General features: G+C 75.1%; 17 protein-coding genes. 10 read left to right on the top strand and 7 right to left on the bottom strand.

From position 1 onward, the window contains the following. Positions 1-243 precede the first annotated feature (243 nt). The 4 genes from AVW11_RS26400 to AVW11_RS26390 form a co-directional block, all read right to left on the bottom strand. Positions 244-4,971 (bottom strand): hypothetical protein, encoded by a 4,728-nt coding sequence (locus AVW11_RS26400; protein WP_076046241.1) that lies wholly within the window; start codon positions 4,969-4,971, stop codon positions 244-246. A gap of 53 nt (positions 4,972-5,024) precedes the next feature. After that, positions 5,025-5,927 carry a hypothetical protein gene (locus tag AVW11_RS26395; protein ID WP_060180619.1) on the bottom strand — a complete coding sequence of 301 codons (903 nt, stop codon included), beginning with the start codon at positions 5,925-5,927 and terminating at the stop codon, positions 5,025-5,027. Then, a complete protein-coding gene (locus tag AVW11_RS37210) occupies positions 5,924-6,127 on the bottom strand; it encodes a hypothetical protein (RefSeq protein WP_143568906.1) in 204 nt (67 codons plus the stop codon). Before AVW11_RS37210 ends, AVW11_RS26395 begins: the two co-directional genes overlap by 4 nt. A gap of 197 nt (positions 6,128-6,324) precedes the next feature. Continuing rightward, a complete protein-coding gene (locus tag AVW11_RS26390; RefSeq protein WP_240528265.1) occupies positions 6,325-7,827 on the bottom strand; it encodes a hypothetical protein in 1,503 nt (500 codons plus the stop codon). Between the two features lie 115 nt (positions 7,828-7,942). On the opposite strand from AVW11_RS26390, the gene AVW11_RS26385 reads away from it, so the two are divergent. From AVW11_RS26385 to AVW11_RS26365, 5 genes are all read left to right on the top strand, one after another. Next, positions 7,943-8,710: a LamB/YcsF family protein gene (locus tag AVW11_RS26385; RefSeq protein ID WP_030851539.1), complete on the top strand. Its 768-nt coding sequence runs from the start codon at positions 7,943-7,945 to the stop codon at positions 8,708-8,710. Beyond that, positions 8,707-9,330, top strand: coding sequence for a 5-oxoprolinase subunit B family protein (locus AVW11_RS26380; RefSeq protein ID WP_060180622.1), 624 nt, complete (start codon positions 8,707-8,709; stop codon positions 9,328-9,330). The genes AVW11_RS26385 and AVW11_RS26380 overlap by 4 nt, the downstream gene beginning before the upstream one ends. Beyond that, a complete protein-coding gene (locus tag AVW11_RS26375; RefSeq protein WP_076046237.1) occupies positions 9,323-10,189 on the top strand; it encodes a 5-oxoprolinase subunit C family protein in 867 nt (288 codons plus the stop codon). The genes AVW11_RS26380 and AVW11_RS26375 overlap by 8 nt, the downstream gene beginning before the upstream one ends. Positions 10,190-10,262: 73 nt before the next feature. Further along, positions 10,263-10,838, top strand: coding sequence for an RNA polymerase sigma factor (locus AVW11_RS26370; protein WP_076046235.1), 576 nt, complete (start codon positions 10,263-10,265; stop codon positions 10,836-10,838). Next, positions 10,835-11,521 carry a hypothetical protein gene (locus tag AVW11_RS26365; protein WP_076046233.1) on the top strand — a complete coding sequence of 229 codons (687 nt, stop codon included), beginning with the start codon at positions 10,835-10,837 and terminating at the stop codon, positions 11,519-11,521. Before AVW11_RS26370 ends, AVW11_RS26365 begins: the two co-directional genes overlap by 4 nt. A gap of 93 nt (positions 11,522-11,614) precedes the next feature. Here the strand turns inward: AVW11_RS26365 and AVW11_RS26360 are convergent, their stop codons facing one another. Further along, entirely contained in the window at positions 11,615-13,012 is a 1,398-nt protein-coding gene (locus tag AVW11_RS26360) for a hypothetical protein (RefSeq protein ID WP_060180626.1), read from the bottom strand. A gap of 321 nt (positions 13,013-13,333) precedes the next feature. Further along, positions 13,334-13,750, bottom strand: coding sequence for an ankyrin repeat domain-containing protein (locus tag AVW11_RS26355; protein ID WP_060180627.1), 417 nt, complete (start codon positions 13,748-13,750; stop codon positions 13,334-13,336). Between the two features lie 302 nt (positions 13,751-14,052). Between AVW11_RS26355 and AVW11_RS26350 the strand changes: the two genes are divergently transcribed. Both AVW11_RS26350 and AVW11_RS26345 read left to right on the top strand, forming a co-directional pair. After that, the gene (locus AVW11_RS26350; RefSeq protein WP_030031218.1) at positions 14,053-14,247 is read left to right on the top strand and encodes a hypothetical protein; all 195 of its coding nucleotides are present in this window, start codon (positions 14,053-14,055) and stop codon (positions 14,245-14,247) included. A 69-nt stretch (positions 14,248-14,316) separates the two neighbouring features. Next, on the top strand, positions 14,317-15,891 hold the full coding sequence (locus AVW11_RS26345) for an ATP-binding protein (protein ID WP_076046232.1): 1,575 nt from the start codon (positions 14,317-14,319) through the stop codon (positions 15,889-15,891). A gap of 93 nt (positions 15,892-15,984) precedes the next feature. Here the strand turns inward: AVW11_RS26345 and AVW11_RS26340 are convergent, their stop codons facing one another. Then, positions 15,985-17,487 (bottom strand): SCO1417 family PLP biosynthesis transcription factor, encoded by a 1,503-nt coding sequence (locus AVW11_RS26340; protein ID WP_076046230.1) that lies wholly within the window; start codon positions 17,485-17,487, stop codon positions 15,985-15,987. 172 nt (positions 17,488-17,659) lie between these two features. On the opposite strand from AVW11_RS26340, the gene AVW11_RS26335 reads away from it, so the two are divergent. From AVW11_RS26335 to AVW11_RS26325, 3 genes are all read left to right on the top strand, one after another. Further along, on the top strand, positions 17,660-18,430 hold the full coding sequence (locus tag AVW11_RS26335) for a glycerophosphodiester phosphodiesterase family protein (protein ID WP_030851563.1): 771 nt from the start codon (positions 17,660-17,662) through the stop codon (positions 18,428-18,430). Between the two features lie 67 nt (positions 18,431-18,497). Next, positions 18,498-19,901: an MFS transporter gene (locus tag AVW11_RS26330; protein ID WP_076046228.1), complete on the top strand. Its 1,404-nt coding sequence runs from the start codon at positions 18,498-18,500 to the stop codon at positions 19,899-19,901. 312 nt (positions 19,902-20,213) lie between these two features. Further along, positions 20,214-20,588, top strand: a complete 375-nt coding sequence (locus tag AVW11_RS26325; protein ID WP_007262928.1) for an RNA polymerase-binding protein RbpA — start codon at positions 20,214-20,216, stop codon at positions 20,586-20,588. Positions 20,589-20,641 lie beyond the last annotated feature (53 nt).

Below are 20,641 nucleotides of genomic sequence, written 5' to 3'. Positions count from 1 at the left end.
AGAGCGCCGGCGCGGCCCCGGCCGCGCAGACGGCCGGGCGGCCGGGCGCAGGCCGTTGGGGTGGCGCCGGGCCGAGTGGGGCCGTGGGCACCGGCGGCGGATCGACGCCGGGGTCCACGGGCCCGTGGCGGCCGCAGGCGGGGCCGCGCCGGGAGGGGCCCCGGGCCGGCGGCGGCACAGGCACGCGGGGCACGCGCACGGGCGGGCGGCGCCCCGGCCCTGCGGGGGCCGCGTGCGGGCGCCTCAGGCGGTCGGCGCGGCGGCGCCGCGGCGGAACATCCGGGTGGCCGTGATCTCGCCGTGGATGGCCTCCCCCTCCGGGGACTGCTGCGGCAGGCCCGGGCGCAGGTGTTCCTCGACGCTGATGTACTTCAGGCCCGCCCGCAGGTCCGCGTCGTTGCGCAGGCGGATGACCAGCGGGAACTCGGCCAGGGCGGTCGTGTCGAACAGTCCCGTCGTGTAGAGCAGCTGCACGCCGAGCGCGTCCGAGACGGCCCGCTGGAGCTCCAGCAGGTAGGTGGCGTTGGCACGGCCGATCGGGTTGTCGAGGAACAGCGTGCCCGCGTGCCGGTGCTTGTCGCGGCCCCGGTCGTTGCTGCGCAGCGCCGCCATCGTGCAGTACAGCGCGATCGCGGCGGTCAGCAGCTGCCCGCCGGAGAACACGTCGCCCATCTGCCCCACCGGCACCCTTTCGGCGCGCAGCACCGCGTCCGGCTTGAGGATCTCCACGGAGATCCCCTTGGGTTCGAGGGCCGCCTGCACGCCCCTCAGCAGCAGGGACATGCCGTCGCGGCGGCCCTCGCCGAAGGAGGCGCTGCTGTTCTTCTTCACGGCCGTTCGGGTCGCCTCGTCGATGACCTCGCCCAGCCGTTCCGTCAGGGTGGCCTGGTCGGGCTCCTCGAAGCGGATCCGCAGGAACTCCTGCCCGGACCATTCGCCGAGGCCTTCGGGCAGCTGGGAGAGGCGCTGCGCGGAGCGGAGGGTCGCCAGGGCGGATTCGACGAGGCCGCGCAGCCGGTCGACGATGCTGTCGCGGTTGCGCTCCAGCTGCGCCAGTTCGTCGGTGAGGACGCGCAGCCGGGGCGCGAAGGCGGCCGCCCAGGCCGCCGCGTGCTCGGGCAGGGCGGAGGCGGGCAGTTCGCGGATCTGCTGGCGCGCGGGGGTGCGTACCTGCTCGTAGCGGGTGGCGTTGGCGTGCCGGACCAGGATGTCGCTCGCCTCGCGCACCGCGGACTCGGCGGCCGACAGGTCGGCGGCGCAGCCGCGCAGGGAGCGGCGGGCCTCGGTGGCCGACTGGCGGGCCTCCTCCAGCGTGCCGGGGTGGGCCGCCGGCTCCTGCTCGTCGTCCTGGTGGGTGTGGTCGCGCAGCAGGTCCCGCAGCAGCGCCGCGGTCTCGTCGAAGCCGCCGGCGCCGTCCTCGGCGGCGCGGTGGGCGCGCAACAGGTCGGCGTGGGCGGCGCGGGCCCCCTCGACGGCCGCGGTGTGGGCGGCGAGCTGGGCGGTGGCCGTGCGCAGCAGGGCCTGCGCCTGCTCGACGTCCCCGGGGACCAGTTCCTCGGGGAGTTCGGTGTGCGCCTCGCCTTCGGCGGGGGCGTGCCGTTCGGCCTCGCCGCGCAGTCGGCCGAGCTGCTCGCTGGCGGCCGACGCCCGCGTCTCCAGCATCTGCACGAGGGACTCGGCGCGGGCGGCCGCGGCCTGGCGGGACGGGCCGTCCGCGCCGTCGGTGCCCTCCAGGAGTTGCGCGGCGCGGGTGCGGACCTTGTTGGTGAGGCGGTCGAGTTCGGCGAGGGCGGCGCTCTCGTCGCTCTCGGCGCGGGCCTGTTCGGCGCGCAGGTCGGCGCCGACGCCGACCTTCTCGTAGAGCTGGGACGCGGCGCGGTAGGCCTCGCGCAGGTCGGGCAGGGGGACGCGCGGCCCGTCCGGCCCGTCGGGCAGTTGGTCGGGGGCGCCGGCGATCTCGGCACGCTCGGCGCGCAGGGCCCGGGCGGTGCGGCGGGCGTCGTCGGCGGCGCGCTGGGCGGCGCGGCGGTCCTCGTCGGCGGCGCGGGCCCGGTCGAGGCAGACCTCGGCGCGGGCCTCGGACTCGGCGGCCTCGTCGGCGAGTTCGCGTACGCGGGCCTGCCAGCCGGCGCGCTCGCGCAGGCGGAAGGCGAGGCCGGCGAGGGCGTCGGCGGCGCGGCGGGCGCGCTGGGCGGTGTCCTGGCGTTCGTCGCGGACGCGGGCGGCGTCGGCGGCGGCCTCGTCGGCCTCGGCGCGTACGGTACGGGCCTCCGCGAGCTCGGCGTCGGTCTCCTCGGCGAACATCCGGGCGGCGGCGGCCTGTTCGGCGAGCTCGGTGAGGCGGCCGGCCGGGCAGCCGGCGCGCCAGGAGGCGAGCCGTGCGGACAGCTCGCGGTCGCCTGCGAGGCGGGCGGCCAGGTCGCAGATCTCGGTGTCGCGGGCGCCGGCGCGGGTGCGCAGGGCCTGGCGTTCCTCGTCGGCGGCGTGCTCGTCGTGCATGGCCGGGTTCGGCGTGACGATGAAGATGCCTGAGACGGCGTCGTCCGGTCCGGCCGGGGGTACGGGGGCGAGCAGGGCCGCGGCCGTACCGACGGCGACGGTGGAGCGGGGCAGCAGGGCGGCGCCGGAGAGGACCTCGCGGGCCCGGCCGTGGGTGTCGGGGTCGGTGATGACGACGCCGTCGACGAGTTCGGGGCGGGCCGCGAGGACGGCGGCGTGGTCGGCGGGGTCCACGGCCTGGGCGAGGTAGCGCCAACCCGGCAGTGCGGGGATGCCGTGTTCGCCGAGGTACTCGACGGTGGCGAGGACGTCGGGGCCGGGCGGCAGCAGGCCGCCGTCGCCGAGCGCGCCGAGGATGCGGGCGTCGTCGGCGGCGGCGGTGCGCAGCTCGAACAGCTGGCGTTCGGCCGAGGCGACGCCTTCGGCCAGCAGTTCGCGCAGGTCGTCGGCGCCCCGGTCGAGGTCTTCGGCGGTGAGCAGGCCCACGGCGGTGGCCAGGGCGGCGCGTGCGGCGCCCGGCGTCTCGCCGTGCGGGCCGCCGGGGCCACCCGGGCCCGCGACGGCCGGGCCGGGGGTGCCGTCGCCCGTGCGGGGCGAGGGGAGGGACACGTCCGCGGCGTCCGCGGCCGAGGGCAGCCCGAGGAGCTCGGCGAGGCGGGGGGACGCCGCGAGGGAGGCGGCGGCGCGGTGCTCGGCGTCGTGGGCGGCTGCGGCGGCCTCGGCGGCGTCCGCGGCGCGGGCGGCGGTCAGCTCGGCCCGGGATTCCGCGGCGGCGGCCTCCCGGGCGGCCTCGGCTGCGGCCCGGGCGGCCTCGCGGGACTCGTCCCAGGCGGCCACGGCGGCCTTCTCGGCGTCGGCGGCGGCGAGGGCTGCGCGCGCCGGGTCGGCGTCGGGCGCGGAGTCGTCGAGCCAGCCGGCGCGGACGGCCTCGGCGGTCTCCTGCTGGACTTCGCTGAGCCTGGCCCGGAGGTGTTCGGCCTCGCTGCGGGCCCGCTGGGCGGCGGTGGCGGCGGCGGTGGCGTCGCGGTGGGAGTCCTCGCCGGCGGCCTGGAGGGCGGCGGAGCGCTCCTCCTCCTCGTTGGCGAGGCGTTCGCCCTCCTCGGCGGCGGTGTGCAGGGCCCGTACGAGCTCACCGGCGGCCGTGGCGCGGGCGGCGAGCGCCGGGGCGGCGTCCCGTTCGGCCTCCCGGATCGCTGCGGCGACCCGGGCGGAGCGGTCGGCGGCGGCGCGGTGGCGCAGCACGGTCTCGGCGGCCTGCCAGGCGGAGTGCAGCGTGCGGGCGTCGAGCAGTTCGCGGCGCTGCGCGGCGGCGGCCTTGTCGGCGACGGTCAGGGCCAGGGAGGCGTGCCGGTAGGCGAGTTCGGCGGAGACGGCCGCGCTGCGGGCGCGGGCGGACTCGGCCGCGGTGACGTCGTGGGCGGCGGCGGTGACGCGCTGCGCGAGGTCGGCGGCCCGGCCCCGCTCCTCGGCGGCGCGGGCGGACAGCCTGCGGGCGAGGGTGCGGGTGCGGCGCTCGGCGCCCGCGTGGACGTCGCGCAGCCGCGAGCGGGTCGCGGCGGCTTCGACGATCTTGGTGAGGAGGTCGACGGAGCCGGCGGTGAAGTCGCGTTCGGCCATGAGCTCGGCGCGGCGGCCGAGCTTGTTGCCGAAGCCGTGGACGAGGTCGGCGAGGCCGTCGGTGTCGCGGGTGTCGGTGACGGCGCGCAGCAGCAGGTCGGTGAAGTCGGAGTCCTTCTTGACCGCGAAGAGGCCGGCCGCCTCGCCCTCGTCGGCGTTCATCTCGCGCTGGTAGCGGAAGAGTTCGGGGTCGAGGCCGAGCTCGGTGAGGTGCTCGTTCCAGCGGTCGTGGATCTCCTCGAAGCAGACCTCGAGGTGCGGGTAGGCCTTGCCCGCCTCGGTGAGCGCGTCGCGGAAGCCCTTCATGGTGCGGCGCCGGCCCTGGGCGCCGGAGGCGCCCTCGACGGGCGGGCGCACGGCGGTGGACTCGGCCACGGGCAGGCTGTCGAGGCTCAGGCCGGGGCCGGGGCGGAAGGAGTACCAGGCCTCGGCGAACTTGCGGGGGTCGTTGGAGACCTGGCGGCCGCGCCATTCGCTGACCTTGCCGACGACCACGCACTCGCCGGTCTGGGTGTGCTGCCACTCCAGGGCCACGTGGCCGCAGTCGTCGGCGAGCAGGAACTTGCGCAGCACGCCGGAGCTGGCGCCGCCGAGGGTGTTGCGGTGGCCGGGGAGCATCACCGAGAAGATCAGCTTGAGGAGGACGGACTTGCCGCCGCCGTTCTCCAGGAAGAGCACGCCGGCGGGTGCGGGGCGGCGCGGCGGCCCGGTCGGCTCCTCCTCGAAGAACTCCGCCTGTGCCGGCGCCGGGTGGGGCACCGGCTCGCCGACTCCGCGCAGGTCGAGCACGGTGTCGGCGTAGCGTGCGCCGGCGGGCCCGATGGAGTAGAGGCGGATCCGGGACAGCTCGTACATGGCGGCGGACTCTCGTGGTGTCTGGGTGAGGCAGGGGCTACGGGGATCGGGACTCAGGCGTGGAAGGGCAGCCCGGCGTCGGCGGCCAGCTCCAGGTCGTCGCCCTCGGGCGGCGGCAGGAGGGTGGCGGAGCCGTCGCTGACGGGGACCACGCCCAGGTCCAGGAGCTCGGCCATGGCCGAGCTGCCCGCCATGTCGCGGACCTGGAGCTGGTAGCGGGGGGTGGTGCGGTAGGTGCCGCCGGCCTCGTCCCCGGTGCGCTGGAGGAAGCCGGAGTCGGTGAGGAAGGCGGCGGCCTTGCCGACGATGCCGGTGGTGGAGCCGGCGAGGCGGCGGGCGTCCTTGGTGGCGCCGGTCGCGCTGCGGCGGGCGTAGACGCGCCAGGCGGCCTCCAGGCCGGGGGCGTCGGAGGCGGGGTCGGTGTTCTCGCCGAGTTCCTCGGCGCGCTCCTCCAGGCGGCGGCAGGTCTGGCGGACGAAGGCGTCGACGCCGTTGACGGTGACGCGCCCGATGTAGCCGTCGTCGGCGAGGTCCTCGGGACGCGGGAAGGCGAGGGCGGCGACGGCGAGGTGGGCGAGGCCGTGCAGGAACCGGTCGGCGGAGTCCGCGGCGGTGCGGCGGGCGTAGTCGCCCATCCGGACTGCGAAGACGGAGTCCTCGTCGGCGGCCACGGCCATGCCGGCGCGCGGGGACACCTCCAGCACGACGAGGCCGAGGCCGGTCGCGACGGCGTCGGCGAGGCGTCCGAAGGCGGGGTCCTCGCGGTAGCGGCGGAGCAGTTCGGCGTACTCGGCGTCTCGGGCGGGGGCCAGCTTGGGCTGGAGCCCGAACGCGACGAGCCGGGCCGCGTCGGCGGCGTCCGCCGGGGTCACGGACCCCGCGGCGGCGGGCGCGACGGTGGCCGGCGAGGTGTCGGGCTCGCTCCACGCGGGGTGCTCGGCGTGGTGGTCGCTCACGGGTGCGTCTCCTCGGCGGTGCGGGTCGTACGGGTCGTACGGGTCGTACGGGTCGTACGGGTCGTTCGGGTCGTACGGGGGATGCGGTTCGGCTGCGCCGGCGTGCGGGCAGGGTCGGGGTGCAGTGCGCGGTGGTGGCCGGGGAAGGGACCGGGCAGCGTCGGGTGCCCGGCGGAGCCGGGATTCCCGGGGCGCCGCACCGGACCCCGCGCCTCCAACGCCGGCAAGGCCGGGTTGGGCAGCGTCGAGGCCGGATGCGCCACCGAAGAGGCCGGACCCGACCCCCGCGAGGCCGCGAGCCACCGCGGCGAGGCCGGATGCGCCACCGAAGAGGCCGGACCCAACGCCCGTGTGGCCGCGGGCCGGGCGGCGCCGGACGCTACGGGAGCACGGCAGGTCATGAGGCCTCCGCGCGGTCGGCGGCCATGCCGGCGGCGTCCAGGAGGGCGGTGCCGACGATGAGGTCGGCGCCGCCGAACTCGGGGTCCTCGAGCTGCGTGCCGTCGTCCACGGCGAAGAGCAGCCGCTCCTCGCCCTGGCGGTACGCGGTGCCGACGGCCGGGCTCGCGGCGTGGACCGCCAGCAGCGCCACCAGGTACGGCAGGTCGGCATCGCTGCGGCGGGCTTCCGCGAGGAGTCCGGACAGCCGGCGGGGGGCGTCGTGCGGCAGGTCCAGGAGCTGCATCGCGGCGGCGAGCTGCTCCTCGCTGAAGCGGCTGTCGTCCGGGGTGGCGATCAGGTCCGGCTCCGGCATCTCCGCGCCGAGGTGCTCGCGCTCGACCGGCGGGGTGAGCAGGATCTCGACGAGGTCGGCGACCCGCACCGAGACGGGGGTGCGCAGCCCCGCGCCGGCGGCGAAGAAGGCGTCGGTGACCCGGCGCGCCTGCTCCACGGGCAGCGGCAGGATGGGGGCGACGAGCTGGCCGTAGAGGTCGATGCCGGTGCGCGGCGCCGGGGCCGCGAAGGCCTGGCGGTCCTGCTCGGCGCGGAAGAGCGGGCCCGCGTCCAGCAGCCGGGACTGCAGCTGGGTGTGGCGGCGGATGCAGTCCTTGACGATGTCGACGAGCTCGGCGGCGCGGCGCTTGTTCTCCGGCTCCTCGGCCTCGTCGCGCGCCTTGCGGATGTTGGTCAGGATCGCGTTCTCGTGGCGGTAGCGGTCGGCGACGTGGTCGAGGGCCTCGGCGATCATGTCCGGGACGGCCTGGAGCCAGTCCACCGCCCGGACGTTGCGCCGGGTGGCGTCCAGGGTCCGGCGCAGGGTCTCCGCGTACTGCACGGTCCGGTAGCGGGCCTGTTCCGCGGCGAGCTGGGCGTCGGCCAGCCGCCCGCGGCTGATCAGCACCTCCAGCTTGACCTCGGCGGCGATCTGGGCGCTGGTGACGTCGGTGTCGAGGGCGCCGACCAGGACGTTGACGGCCTCGTCGGTGGTGCGCAGGTAGACCGCGCCGCCGTAGGGGACCTCTTCGACCAGCTTGAAGTCGTAGTCGCGGCGCACATAGACGCCGTCGGGGCCGAAGGTGCCGTAGATCGCGCGGAAGCCGCGGTCCACGCTGCCGACGTTGATCAGGTTCTCCAGCACCCAGCGGGCCACCCGCTCGTGCTCGGCCGCCGGCCGTGACGGGGCCTGGGCCGCGACGCGCGGCAGCAGCCTGGCCACTATCTGCTCGTGGTCGGCGCCCGTGTCGAAGTCCATGTTGAGCGTGACCAGGTCGATCGCGGCGAGCGCGACCTCCGCCATCGCGTAGATCCCGTACTCGCCCGCCAGATTGGCCTTGCGTACGTCGAGGTCGTGCAGCGGGGCGGTGCAGGCGAGGGCGCGCAGCCGCCGGGCCAGGCCCTCGTCGGCGGCCGGGCCCGGCGCCGGGGACGGAAGGGTCTTCGCCGGGGCAGGGAGAGTCACGGACAAAGACTAGGTCCTGTTGCTGACAACATCCCAAACGGCATGGTTCGGCCGGATCGTCCCCGGCTCCCTGCTCTACGCTCGGCGCATGGCTTCCATGATCGCATCCCCTCCGGTGATCGACCTCAACGCCGATCTCGGCGAGGGGTTCGGGCGGTGGACGCTCACCGACGACGAGGCCCTGCTCTCCGTCGTCACGAGCGCCAACGTCGCCTGCGGCTTCCACGCCGGGGACCCGTCCATCATGCGCCGGGTCTGCGAACTGGCCGCCGAGCGGGGTGTGCGGATCGGCGCCCAGGTCTCCTACCGGGACCTGGCGGGCTTCGGCCGGCGCGCCATGGACGTGCCGCCCGGCGAGCTCGCCGACGAGGTGGCCTACCAGATCGGCGCGCTGGAGGTGTTCGCGCGGGCGGCCGGCTCCCGGGTGTCCTACGTGAAACCGCACGGCGCCCTCTACAACCGGACGGTGCACGACGCCGGCCAGGCCGCCGCGGTCGTCGCGGGCGTCCGGCTGGCGGCGGGCGCCGGGACGACCGGCGGCCTGCCCGTCCTGGGGCTGCCCGGCTCGCTCCTGCTGGCCGCCGCCGAGGAGGCGGGGCTGACTCCCGTGGCGGAGGCGTTCGCCGACCGCGCCTACACCCCGGCCGGGACGCTGGTGCCGCGCACCGAGCCCGGTTCGGTGCTGCACGACCCGGACGCGGTGGTGGCGCGGGCCGTGGGGATGGCGGCCGGGGGCCGGGTCGAGGCCGCCGACGGCTCCGCGGTCCCCGTCGCCGCGCGCTCGCTCTGCCTGCACGGGGACACCCCGGGGGCGGCCGGGCTCGCCCTGCGCGTCCGGGAGGCGCTGGGCACGGCCGGGGTGCGGGTGGAGGCCTTCACGTGAGGACGCTGGTGGTGGGCGCGCAGGCGCTGCTCATCGAACTGGACTCGGCCGACGAGGTCGCCGCGCTCCACGCCGAGCTGCTGCGCCGCCGGGACGCGGGCGCGCTGGGTCCCGTACGGGACCTCGTGCCCGCGGCGCGGACCGTACTGCTGGACGGCGTACGGGATCCGGCCGGGCTCGGGGCCCGGATCGCGCGCTGGGAGGTGGCGCCGCTCGCCCGCGAGGAGGGCCCGCTGGTCACGGTCCCGGTGCGCTACGACGGGCCGGACCTGGCGGAGGTGGCCCGGCTGTGGGGGGTGGCGCCCGGGGAGGTGCCGGGCATCGTCGCCGCGACCGAATTCAGGGTGGCCTTCTGCGGGTTCGCTCCGGGCTTCGGCTATCTGACGGGGCTGCCGGAGCGTCTGCACGTGCCGCGCCGGGACACGCCGCGTACGGCCGTCCCGGCGGGTTCGCTGGCGTTGGCGGGCGAGTACGCCGGGGTGTACCCGCGCTCCTCCCCCGGCGGCTGGCAGCTGATCGGCTCCACCGACGCGGTGCTCTGGGACGCCGGGCGGGAACCGGCGGCGCTGTTCGCGCCGGGGGTCCGGGTGCGGTTCACGCAGGGGGACGGGCGTGGCTGAGCTGCTGGTGGTGCGGGCGGGGGCGCTGACCACGGTCCAGGACCGGGGCCGTCCCGGGTACGCGCACCTGGGGGTCCCCCGGTCGGGGGCGCTGGACACGGCGGCGTACGCGCTGGCGAACCGGCTGGTCGGCAATCCGCCGGGCGCGGCGGCGCTGGAGACGACCCTGGACGGGGTGTCGCTGCGGGCCCGGGCTGCGGCGGTAGTGGCGGTCACGGGCGCGCCCTGTCCGGTACGGGTCTGCGGGCGCCCGGTGGCCTGGGGAGCGCCGGTCCGGCTGCCGGCGGGGGCGGAGCTGGAGGTGGGCCGGGCGGAGTCGGGAGTGCGCGGCTACGTCGCGGTGCGGGGAGGCCTGGCCGTCCCGCCGGTCCTGGGCAGTCGCTCCACGGACCTGCTGTCGGGCCTCGGGCCGCCGGTCCTGTCGGCCGGTACGGCGCTGCCGGTGGGCCCCGCGGGGCCCGGCCCGGTGCCTGCGGCGGACGCGTACGGGCTGCCCGCGGCGCCGTCGGAGCTGCTGCTGCCGCTGCGGCTCGGGCCTCGGGAGGACTGGTTCACGGCAGCGTCCCTCGCCGGGCTGTGGCGCTCAGCGTTCCGGGTGTCGCCGCGTTCCAACCGGATCGGGCTGCGTACGGAGGGCGGACCGGCACTGGTCCGCGCCCGGGCCGGGGAGCTGCCGAGCGAGGGCATGGTGCTGGGCGCGGTCCAGGTGCCCCCGGACGGCCTGCCGGTGGTGTTCCTGGCCGACCACCCGGTGACCGGCGGGTACCCGGTGGTCGGGGTGGTCCCGGCGGGTCCGGCGCTGGACGCGGCCGCGCAGGCCCGGCCGGGGATCACGGTGAGGTTCGTGAGAGCCCGATGAAACGTTCGAGGGGGCTTCGGCCAAGTACTGGATGAGGGGGGCGAATCCGGCCCCCGGCTCAGGGGAGGAACGGGTGCGCAGCCCACGACACGAGACCGGACCACCGGATCTCACCACGCCCGAGGGATTCGGGGCGTTCTACGAGGAACACATCGACGCCGTGCTCGGCTTCGTCACCCGCCGGGTCGCCGACCCGCACCTGGCGGCGGACCTGACGGCGGACATCTTCCTCGCGGCGATGGGATCGGCCGGCGCCTACCGGGGTCACAGGGGAGCCCCGGTCGCCTGGTTGTTCGGCATAGCCCGCAACGTCCTCTCGGGGCACGCCCGCGGACGAGCCCGCGAGAGCGGCGCCCTGGCGCGGTTGAGCGGCCGCCGCCTCCTCGACGACGAGGACGTGGCGGCGCTGGAGGAGCGGATCGACGCCCAGCGGGCCTTCAGGGACATGGCCGAGCGCCACGCCGCCCTGTCCGAGCCGCTGCGCGCCGCGCTCGACCTGGTCGTCGTGGACGAACTCACCCCGGCCGAGGCCGCGCAGGCTCTCGGCGTCACCCAGGCGACGATCCGCGTACGCCTGCACCGGGCGCGCCGTGCCCTGCGTGGAGCCTCGGGCTCCGTCACCGAACACCGACTGGAGGCAGCCCGATGAGCACCCGGCCCAGCGGTTTCGAGGACCGCCTGAAGGCGGCCCTCCTGGCCCGCCTCCCGGAGGTCGTGCCTACGCCCCCGGCCCGGTCTTTCGCTCGGCGGTACGGCATACCGCTCGCGGTGGGCGTCGCCACGGCCACCGTGGTCGCCGTCATGACCCTCACGGGCAGCACCCACACCGGGTCCCTCCCGGCCGGCACGCCGAGCCGTTCGGCCTCGGACGCGCCCGAGATCACGAGGGAGCCGGACGGGTCGCTGCGGTTCGCTCCGCCCCGGCAGGCGCAGCTCCCGGCTCTGGCCGACCGGTTGAAGGAACTGGGGGTCCGGGCCTTCGCGGTCCCGCAGCTGCTGCCGGAACGCCAGTGCACGGCGATCAAGGGCTGGGTCCGCGGCCCGCAGGACGATCCCGCGGCCGGTCTGTCGCGCGGCGATGACGGACACACCCTCAAGGTCAACCCGAAGGCGGTCCCCCCGGGACGCACACTCGTGTTGACGTGGACGTACTACCAGCCGTGGTGGGAGGGGAGGCAAGGACTCGCCTTCGGAATCCTGCGGGACGAACACGTCCCGTATTGCTCGGTCGACTTCCGGGAAGCCGCCGAAGAGGCGCAGCGGTTGGGGCCCCCCACCCTGCCCCCCGGCGTATCGGTCCCCACCGGCGCACCGGCCCCCATTTCGCCCTGATCGCGTTCCGCTGCCGCACGCCGTCACAGCACTCGGCCCGGCCCCTCTTGTCGGGGGCCGGGCCGAGGCGTGTCGTGGTGCGGACCGGCGGCGCTACACGGCCGACTCCGGGGTGATGCGGCTGCGGACGGCGGACTGCACGTCCTCCTCCTCCGCCGGGTCCGCGGCCAGGCGGCGCAGGCGGGGGGCCACTCGGGCGTCGGCCGTCTCGGCGTGCCGGGCGGCGACCTCGCGGGTGGTCTCCTCGCAGTCCCAGAGGCATTCGACGGCGAAGCCGGCCGCGAAGGAGGGGTCGGTGCTGGCGAGGGCCCGTGCGGCGCGGCCGCGCAGGTGGGACGAGGACGTCTCGCGGTAGACGTGGCGCAGTACGGGCGCCGCGCAGCCGATGGCGAGCCGGCCCGCTCCGTCGACCAGGGCGAACAGCCGCCGGGTGTCGGGGCCCGAACCGCGGACGGTGGAGCGCAGCGCGCTCAGGACCAGGGGTGCGTCCTCTGCTCCGCCGCGGGCGGCCAGGAGGGCCGCGGCGGCCTCGCCGAGGGCGTCGGGGCGGTGGACCCAGCGTCGGGCCCGCTCGACGGCCTCGGGGCCGCACATGCGCTCGTACGCGGCCACGGCGGGCTCGTCGGCGGCGGCTTCGATGAGGTCCAGCACGGCCGGGTTGTCCGGTTCGGCGAGGACCAGGTGGTGCAGGGCGGTGGCGCGGGCGGCCTCGCCGTCGGCGCCGGCGGCGGCGGCGAGGATCGCGGAGCGGTCCTCGGGCTGGGCCACGGCGGCCAGGCATCGGGCGGCGGGCACGTGCAGCGGGGTGCCGCGGCGCAGGCCGTCGGCGGCCCAGTCGAAGACGGCCTGGACGCCCCAGCCGGGCCGGGGGCCGCTCGGGGTCAGCTGGCGCTGCCAGCGGTCGAAGGAGCCCTGGCGGCGGGCGGCGCTCAGGCGCTCCCCGTACAGCGGTGACTCCTCCCACAGGCACCACGGCCGGGGCTCGTAGGCGTCGCGTACGGCGGCGGCCAGCCGCGCCTCGCCCTCGGCCGTGGCGGGGAAGCGGGCGAGGACGGGTGCGGCCAGCGACCGCAGTCCCTCGTCGTCGTCGCGCAGGGCGAGCTCGTCGAGGGCCCAGGCCCAGTTGGCTCCGGACGCGGCGTAGCGGCGCAGCAGCATGAGCGCGTCGTCGCGGCCGTACGAGGCCAGGTGGCCCAGGACGGACAGGGCGAGGCCCGTGCGGTGGTCCGTGTCGTCGACGAGGTCGTCGGCGCTGAAGAGGTGGCTCTCGATCTCGCCGAGGGGGCCGTCGAGGTCCAGGTAGAGCCTGGCGTAGTACAGCGAGCGGTTCTCGACCTGCCAGTCCTGGCGCGGATCACGGAGCACGCACTGGTTGAGGGCCGCGAGGGCCTCCGCCCTGGGCGCCGCGAGTGCGTGCAGCGTGCCGTCGCCACGGCCCCGCTGGAGGAGGCCGAGCAGGGTACCGCTCGGCGCTATGACTGGTTCGAACATGGGAATGGCCTCAAATCAAGCTGGGGACGCAACCGGGAATCGGGATTCACAGGGCCGCGTAACAGCATGTGAGGATGTCCGCCGTCTTGTTCCGCTCGATGTTGACCATTGCCTTCTCACTCTCGTCGGTGGTTCGTGACCAAGGGGTGGCCGGACCGGGCCCGGACACTGTGCGTGTCCTGGCCGTCTGCCCGTCCCCCGTGCTCGCGAATCGAATCCGACGCCATGATGACCCAGCCGGTTTGTGCGCCGCGACCACATTTACGGCCGCCGTGACCAACCTGTGAGCTGGGAGCCGGTCGCAGCCCGGCAAAAAGCGGACTACTCGGCTCCGAAGAGTTCCAGCAGGTCGGCCTTGGCGAACATGCGCGCCGTGTCCACGGCAGAGGGGGTTCCGGCATGCGGGTCGGCCCCTCCGGCGAGCAGCGCGCGGATCACCGCCTCCTCACCCTTGAAGACCGCGCCGGCGAGCGGGGTCTGGCCGCGGTCGTTGGCACGGTCGGCCTCGGCGCCGCGGGCCAGCAGGGCGGTGACGGTGTCGGCGTGGCCGTGGTAGGCCGCGAGCATGACGAGGGTGTCGCCGCGGTCATTGGTGAGGTTCGCCGGGACCCCGGCGTCGAGGTAGGCGGCGAGCCGGGCGCTCTCACCCTGGCGGGCGAGGTCGAAAATCTTGGTCGCCAGCTCGATGACGTCCTCGTCGGGGCCTTCCGGAGAGGTGCCTTCGGGGTGCTCGCCCATCGTGCGTACCGCCTTTCACTCGCTGCTGGCATGAAGCTTCCCCAGGCCGCGCGGGCAGGGGGGTGCACGGCACTGCGTCCGTACGGGTGAACCGTCAGGGTAGCGCCCTGGCCTGCGCGAGTCCGGGCCGGTCCGAGGGGTGGATCACCCCGGGGCGCGGTCCGGCGGACGCGCCAGCCGGGCTGAGCCGGTCAAGTGAAAAACCCGCCGATTCACCCGTATGCACCTTTTTTCGCATTGATACTTCCTGTGAGCCTGGAACAACTGATGGTGACTGTCCCCACCAACCAGGAGAACTCCTCATGGTCCTGTCCATTTCAGGCGTGGTCCTGCTCGGCATCATCTGCTTCCTGTTCTTCAAGAAGGACGGGATGAAGCTGACGCACGCGTTCGTCTGCTCGCTCTTCGGCTTCTTCCTCGCCGGCTCCGCCATCGCCCCGAGCATCACGGCGAGCACCGCGAGCCTCGCGAGCCTGCTCGGCGGGATCAAGCTCTAGCCGCCCCCCGAGCAGGCACTCCAGCCACACCCGAAACACCGCTCACGACCACAACTCCAGGAGACGCCCGTGGCCCGGCGCCCACTTCCCCGCATCCTCAGCAGCGGCACCGCGTCGCTGGCCCGGGGCCGCGACTTCGCTCGCACGGCCGCCGACAGTGCCACGGACGTCCTCCATCCGCTCCTCGTCATCGGACGCGGCCTGCGCGTCCTGGCCGCGTCCGGGCGGCGCAGGTGGTGCGAGACCCCCAAGGACAAGCGGGGTCCCGCCCTGTTCCTGGGCGCCGCCTGCGTCCTCGTGGTCGCACTCGTCCCCTACGGTCCGCTCCTCGCCCTGATGACCCTCATGGCGGCGGCGGCCTGGCACGGGCGCGACCGCACCCCGGCGAGGACCGGGCCCAGCGATGCCGAGGCCGAACGGCTCGGCTCCCTCTACGAAGCCCTCGTGCCGTACTTCTCCATCCCGGAGGACCCCAGTCCGCTCTTCGCGCACGGCGGGGAGTGGGACAAGGCCTTCAGCGGCTACGAGTTCGACGAGGCGGGCCGGCTCACCCGGCTCCACATCCGCTACCCGGCCTACTTCACCGACGGCGAGGCCGCCTCACGGGCCCGGATCGAGGCACTGCTGCACGCCAAGTCCGGGCGCGGACGGGAGTATCTCTTCGACTGGGACGAGGAGGGCAACCAGCTCGACCTGAGCGTGCTGGCGGCGCTGCCGACGGGCATCGCCGCCCAGCCGTTCGTCACCTCCCCCGGCGAGAGCGTGCTCGGCTTCACCGACTCCGCAAGCGTGCAGCGCACCCTGCCCGTGCTGGAGGGCGAGCAGCCCCGCGACGTCCCGCCGGTCATCTGGCGCACCGGCCCCCGCTCCACCGAACCCCACCTGCTCGCCGTCGGCCATCCCGGCAGCGGCACCTCCACCCTGATCCGCTCCCTCGCCCTGCAGGCCCTGCGGCACGGCGGCGACGTCCTGATCGTCGACGGCGGCGGCAGCGGCGAGTTCGCCTGCCTGTACGGCCGGGCCGGCGTCCTCGCCGTCGAGTGCGGGCCGGTCGGCGCGGTGGCCACCCTCGAATGGGCCGCGCAGGAGACCGAGCGCCGGCTCATCGCCGCGCACCGGGCGCGCGAAGCCGGCCGGCCGGCGCCGGAGGACACCCGGCGCCCGCTGTGGATCCTGCTGGACCAGCCGAGCGTGCTCGCGCACCTGGCGGTGGCCGAGGGCGGGCCGGACCCCATGAGCCACCTCCAGGTGCCGCTGCGGCACGGGCGGCCCGCGCACGTCACGGTGGTCGTGGCCGAGCAGTTCGACCATCTGGAGCTGCTGCACGACGCCGTGTGGCAGCACACGCGCGCGCGGATCGTGCTCGGGCCCGCCGCGATCCAGCAGATCACCGACGTGCTGGGGCTGCCGCCGCACACCACGCCCACGACCCTGGTGCCGCCGGGGCGGGGGTACGCGCGGCTCGGCACGGGGCCGGTGCACCGGCTCCAGGTGCCGGCGACCCCCGACCCCTACGACGAGGCCACACATCCGGCGCACCGGCAGGCCGTGCTGGAGCTCCTGCCGGAGCGGCAGCAGGGACCGGCGGGGGCTCCGCCCGGGCCGGCCCTGGTGAAGGCTCTCGACGCACCCGAACCGTCGTAGCCGGGCCCCGGCCGGGCGGGAGTGCCGCAGCCCTGGCCGGGGGCCGTGAGGCGGGCCGGGGGCGCCGCTCCGCCTCTGCCGAGCGCCGCCGGCCTACGCCACGAACGTGCGCGGGGGTTCCGTACCACTGTCGCCCGCGCCCCTGCCGACCAGGCCCGCTGCGGCCGCCAGGCGGGTGGCGGCCTCCTCGGCCACCGGGCCGCCCACCGTGAAGGGCAGGCGGACGTAGCCCTCGAAGGCCCCGTCCACGCCGAACCTCGGCCCCGAGGGGACCCGTACCCCGACCCGCTCCCCCACCTCGGCCAGGCGGGAGCCGGACAGGCCGCCCGCGCGGGCCCACAGCGTCAGGCCGCCGGCGGGGACCTCGAACCCCCAGTCCGGGAGCTCCCGCCGGACCGCCGTGACCAGAGCGTCGCGGTTGTCCCGGGCCTGCTGCCGGCGGATCTCCACCGCCTCCCGCCAGCCGCCGGTCCGCATCAGCCAGTTCACCGCGAGCTGTTCCAGCACCGGCGTGCCGAGGTCGGCGTAGGCGCGGGCCGCGACCAGGCTGCGGATCACGTCCGGGGCCGCGCGGACCCAGCCGATCCGCATGCCCGCCCAGAAGGCCTTGCTGGCGGAGCCCACGGTGATCACGGTGCTGCCGGCCGGGTCGAAGGAGCAGACCGGGCGGGGCATCTCCAGGTCGGGTTCCAGCTGGAGTTCGAGCATGGTCTCGTCGGCGACGAGGACGGTGCCGGCGGATCGGGCTGCCTCGACCATCGCGCGGCGCTGCTCCTCGGAGGCGAGGGCCCCAGTGGGGTTGTGGAAGTCGGCCACCACGTAGGCGAGGCGCGGGGCGGAGTCGCGCAGGACCTGCCGCCAGACGTCCATGTCCCAGCCCGTCAGCCCGTCGCCCATGGCGACCGGTACGAGCCGTACCCCGGCGGCCCGCATGAGCTGGAGGATGTTGGCGTAGGAGGGGGACTCGACGGCGATCCGCTCGCCGCGCCCGGCGAAGAGGCTGCAGATGGCGTCGATGGCCCCCATCGCCCCGGTGGTCACCATGATCTGCTCGGGCATCGTCGGGATGCCCTGCTCGGTGTAGCGGTCGGCGAGCATCCGGCGCAGCGCCGGCAGGCCCGCCGGGTAGTCCCCGTGGGTGTGCGCGTACGGCGGCAGTTCCTCCAGGGCTCCCTGGACGGCCCTGGTCAGCCACGGTTCGGGGGCGGGGAGGGCGGCGCAGCCGAGGTCGATCATCGAGCCCAGGGACTCGGGTGGCAGCGGCTCCAGGCCGCGGGCGGGCAGCGGGTTGCCGGCCGGTACGGAGGTCCAGCTGCCCGCGCCGCGGCGGGATTCGAGGAAGCCCTCGCCGCGCAGGGCCTCGTAGGCGGCGGCGACGGTGGTGCGGCTGAGGGACAGGGCTACGGCCAGCTCCCGCTCGGCCGGGAGCCGGGCGGCGACCGGGACGCGGCCCTCCAGGACGAGCAGCCGGATCCCGTCGGCGAGGGTGCGGTAGGCGGGCGGCCTGCGGCCGCCCGGTACGGAGGTCCGCTCCTGCTGCGAGGTGATGAGGCGGGCCAGCTGAGCGGCACCGACCGCTGAGGTCCATTCGGCCATGCGTGCGGTCCACTTTCGTCTGATTGGCCCCGACCGAGGCCTGGATTGGATTGCTCTCCGGGGCCCAGCGTGCCACGAGTCAGTCCACTGGCACCAGGGCCGTACGCGCCCGCCCGTATCCCGTTCACCTCGCGTACCACCGGCCCCGGCCGGCGCGGGGCATACTGCCGCCGTGACGCACGTACGCCTTCGCCATCCGTATCTGGACCACCCGGCTCCGATCCCCTTCGCGCACCGGGGAGGTGCCGCGGACGGGCTGGAGAACACCGCCGCGGCCTTCCGCCGGGCCGCCGGGGCGGGCTACCGGTACTTCGAGACCGATGTGCACGCCACGGCCGACGGCAAGCTCGTGGCCTTCCACGACTCCACGCTGGACCGGGTCACCGACGGCCGGGGCCGGATCGCCGAGCTGCCCTGGAAGCGGGTCCGCGAGGCCCGGGTGGGGGGCACCGAGCCCCTGCCGCTCTTCGAGGAGCTGCTGGAGGAGTTCCCGGACGCCCGCTGGAACATCGACGTCAAGGCCGAATCGGCGCTGCACCCGCTGGTCAACCTGATCGCGCGCACCGGGATCTGGGACCGCGTCTGCGTGGGCTCCTTCTCGGAGAGCAGGGTGGCCCGCGCCCAGCGGATCGCCGGCCCGCGGCTGGCGACCTCGTACGGCGTGCGCGGGGTGGTCGGGCTGCGGCTGCGCTCGTACGCGATCCCGGCGGCGCTGCGCGTCGGGGCGGTGGCCGCGCAGGTTCCGGAGACGCAGGCGGGCATCCGCGTGGTCGACCGCCGCTTCGTCAGGACCGCGCACGAGCGGGGCCTACAGGTCCACGTGTGGACCGTGAACGAACCGGAACGTATGGAGGCTCTCCTCGACCTGGGGGTCGATGGCATCATGACCGACCACATCGACTTGTTGCGCACGGTGCTGGACCGGCGCGGCGCCTGGGCCTGACCCGCTCCCGGCCGCCGCGGCGGCTGCGGCGGCCGTCGCGGTAGCGGACCACCGAGGGGGACACCGAGTGAGCGCGGACAACAGCAGCAGGACCGAGGAAGCGGAACCCGGGGCGGAGGACGGCAGAGCCGCCGCGGCCGAGGAGGCCGCCGCGACGGCCTCGCGCAAGCGCGAGCAGCGCGGCTGGTACTTCTACGACTTCGCCGTGTCGGTGTACTCGGCGAGCGTGCTGACGGTGTTCCTCGGGCCGTACCTCACCTCGGTGGCCAAGGCGGCCGCGGACGCCGAGGGGTTCGTGCACCCGCTGGGCATACCGGTGCGCGCCGGGTCCTTCTTCGCCTACACGGTCTCGGCGTCGGTGATCCTGGCGGTCCTGCTGATGCCGCTCGCGGGTGCGATCGCGGACCGGACGGGCCGCAAGAAGCCGCTGCTGGCGGTGGCCGCGTACACGGGGGCCGCGGCGACGACCGCGATGTTCCTCCTGGGCGGCGAGCGGTACCTGCTGGGCGGCTTCCTGCTGATCGTGGCGAACGCCTCGCTGTCGGTGTCGATGGTGCTCTACAACGCCTACCTGCCGCAGATCTCCACCCCGGACGAGCGCGACACGGTCTCCTCGCGCGGCTGGGCCTTCGGCTACACCGCCGGCTCCGTGATGCTCGTCATGAACCTCGCCCTGTATCTGGGCCACGATGCCTTCGGCGTCTCGGAGGGCATGGCCGTCCGGATCTGCCTGGCCTCCGCGGGCCTGTGGTGGGGCGCCTTCGCGTTGATCCCGCTGCGCCGGCTGCGGGACCGGGCGGTGGTGCGGGACCCGGGGGCGGCGCCGGCCGTCAGCGGCTGGAAGCAGCTGGTCGCCACCTTCAAGGACATGCGGCGCTACCCGCTGACCCTGTCGTTCCTGCTGGCGTACCTGATCTACAACGACGGCGTGCAGACGGTGATCTCCCAGGCCTCCATCTACGGCTCGGAGGAGCTGGAGCTGGGGCAGGGCACCCTCATCGGGGCGGTGCTGCTGGTGCAGGTCCTGGCGGTCGGCGGTGCGCTGGGGATGGGCCGGCTGGCCCGGATCTACGGTGCCAAGCGGACGATCCTGGGCTCGCTGGCGGCGTGGGCGGTGACGCTGGGGGTCGGCTACTTCCTGCCCGCGCGGACGCCGGTGTGGTTCTTCGCCCTCGCCGCCATGATCGGCCTGGTGCTGGGCGGCAGCCAGGCGCTGTCGCGCTCGCTCTTCTCGCACCTGGTGCCCGCGGGGAAGGAGGCCGAGTACTTCTCGGCGTACGAGATGAGCGACCGCGGCCTGAGCTGGGTGGGGCCGCTGGTGTTCGGTCTGACCTACCAGGTGACGGGCAGCTACCGGGACGCGATCATCTCGCTGGTGGCCTTCTTCGCACTGGGGTTCCTGCTGCTCGCGCGAGTGCCGGTGCGGCGCGCGGTGGAGGCGGCGGGCAATCCTGTACCGGAGCGGATCTGAGACCGGGTCCCACCCCTGCCCGGTCCGGATCCACGAACGAATTCCGAACGGATTTAGACGTTGCGGCGAAGGGCCGGTAGTGTACGCCTTTGGCCTGCCAGGCGGACCGTTACTGCGCGCTAAAGAAGTCTAGACGTTGGGTGACATCTGCTGCCAGATGTGACAAAACGGGCACTGGTGGGTACAACAAGGGGCGGTACGACGGGCGACGCACGACCCGGAGCGGGAATCTATACCGCCGACCGGACGTTGACCGGATGACGACGACAGCGACACCTGTCCTGTGGGCGACAAGCCCGGGAGGCACGATTCATGAGTGAGCGAGCTCTCCGCGGTACGCGCCTCGTGGTTACCAGCTACGAGACGGACCGCGGCATCGATCTGGCCCCGCGCCAGGCGGTGGAGTACGCATGCCAGAACGGACATCGATTTGAGATGCCGTTCTCGGTTGAGGCAGAGATTCCGCCGGAGTGGGAGTGCAAGGCGTGCGGCGCCATGGCACTCCTGGTGGACGGGGACGGGCCCGAAGAGAAGAAGGGCAAGCCTGCGCGAACGCACTGGGACATGCTCATGGAGCGACGCACCCGCGAGGAGCTGGAGGAAGTGCTGGCCGAACGGCTGGCGGTCCTGCGCTCCGGCGCCATGAACATTGCCGTGCATCCGCGGGACAGCCGCAAGTCCGCCTGACAGCCGGACGAACGCACAAGCCGAGGGGCCCCGCCACACCGTGTGTGGCGGGG

This window comes from Streptomyces amritsarensis (assembly GCF_001953875.1).
Taxonomy (GTDB): Bacteria; Actinomycetota; Actinomycetes; order Streptomycetales; family Streptomycetaceae; genus Streptomyces; species Streptomyces amritsarensis.
This window is presented reverse-complemented; position numbering and strand designations above follow the sequence as displayed.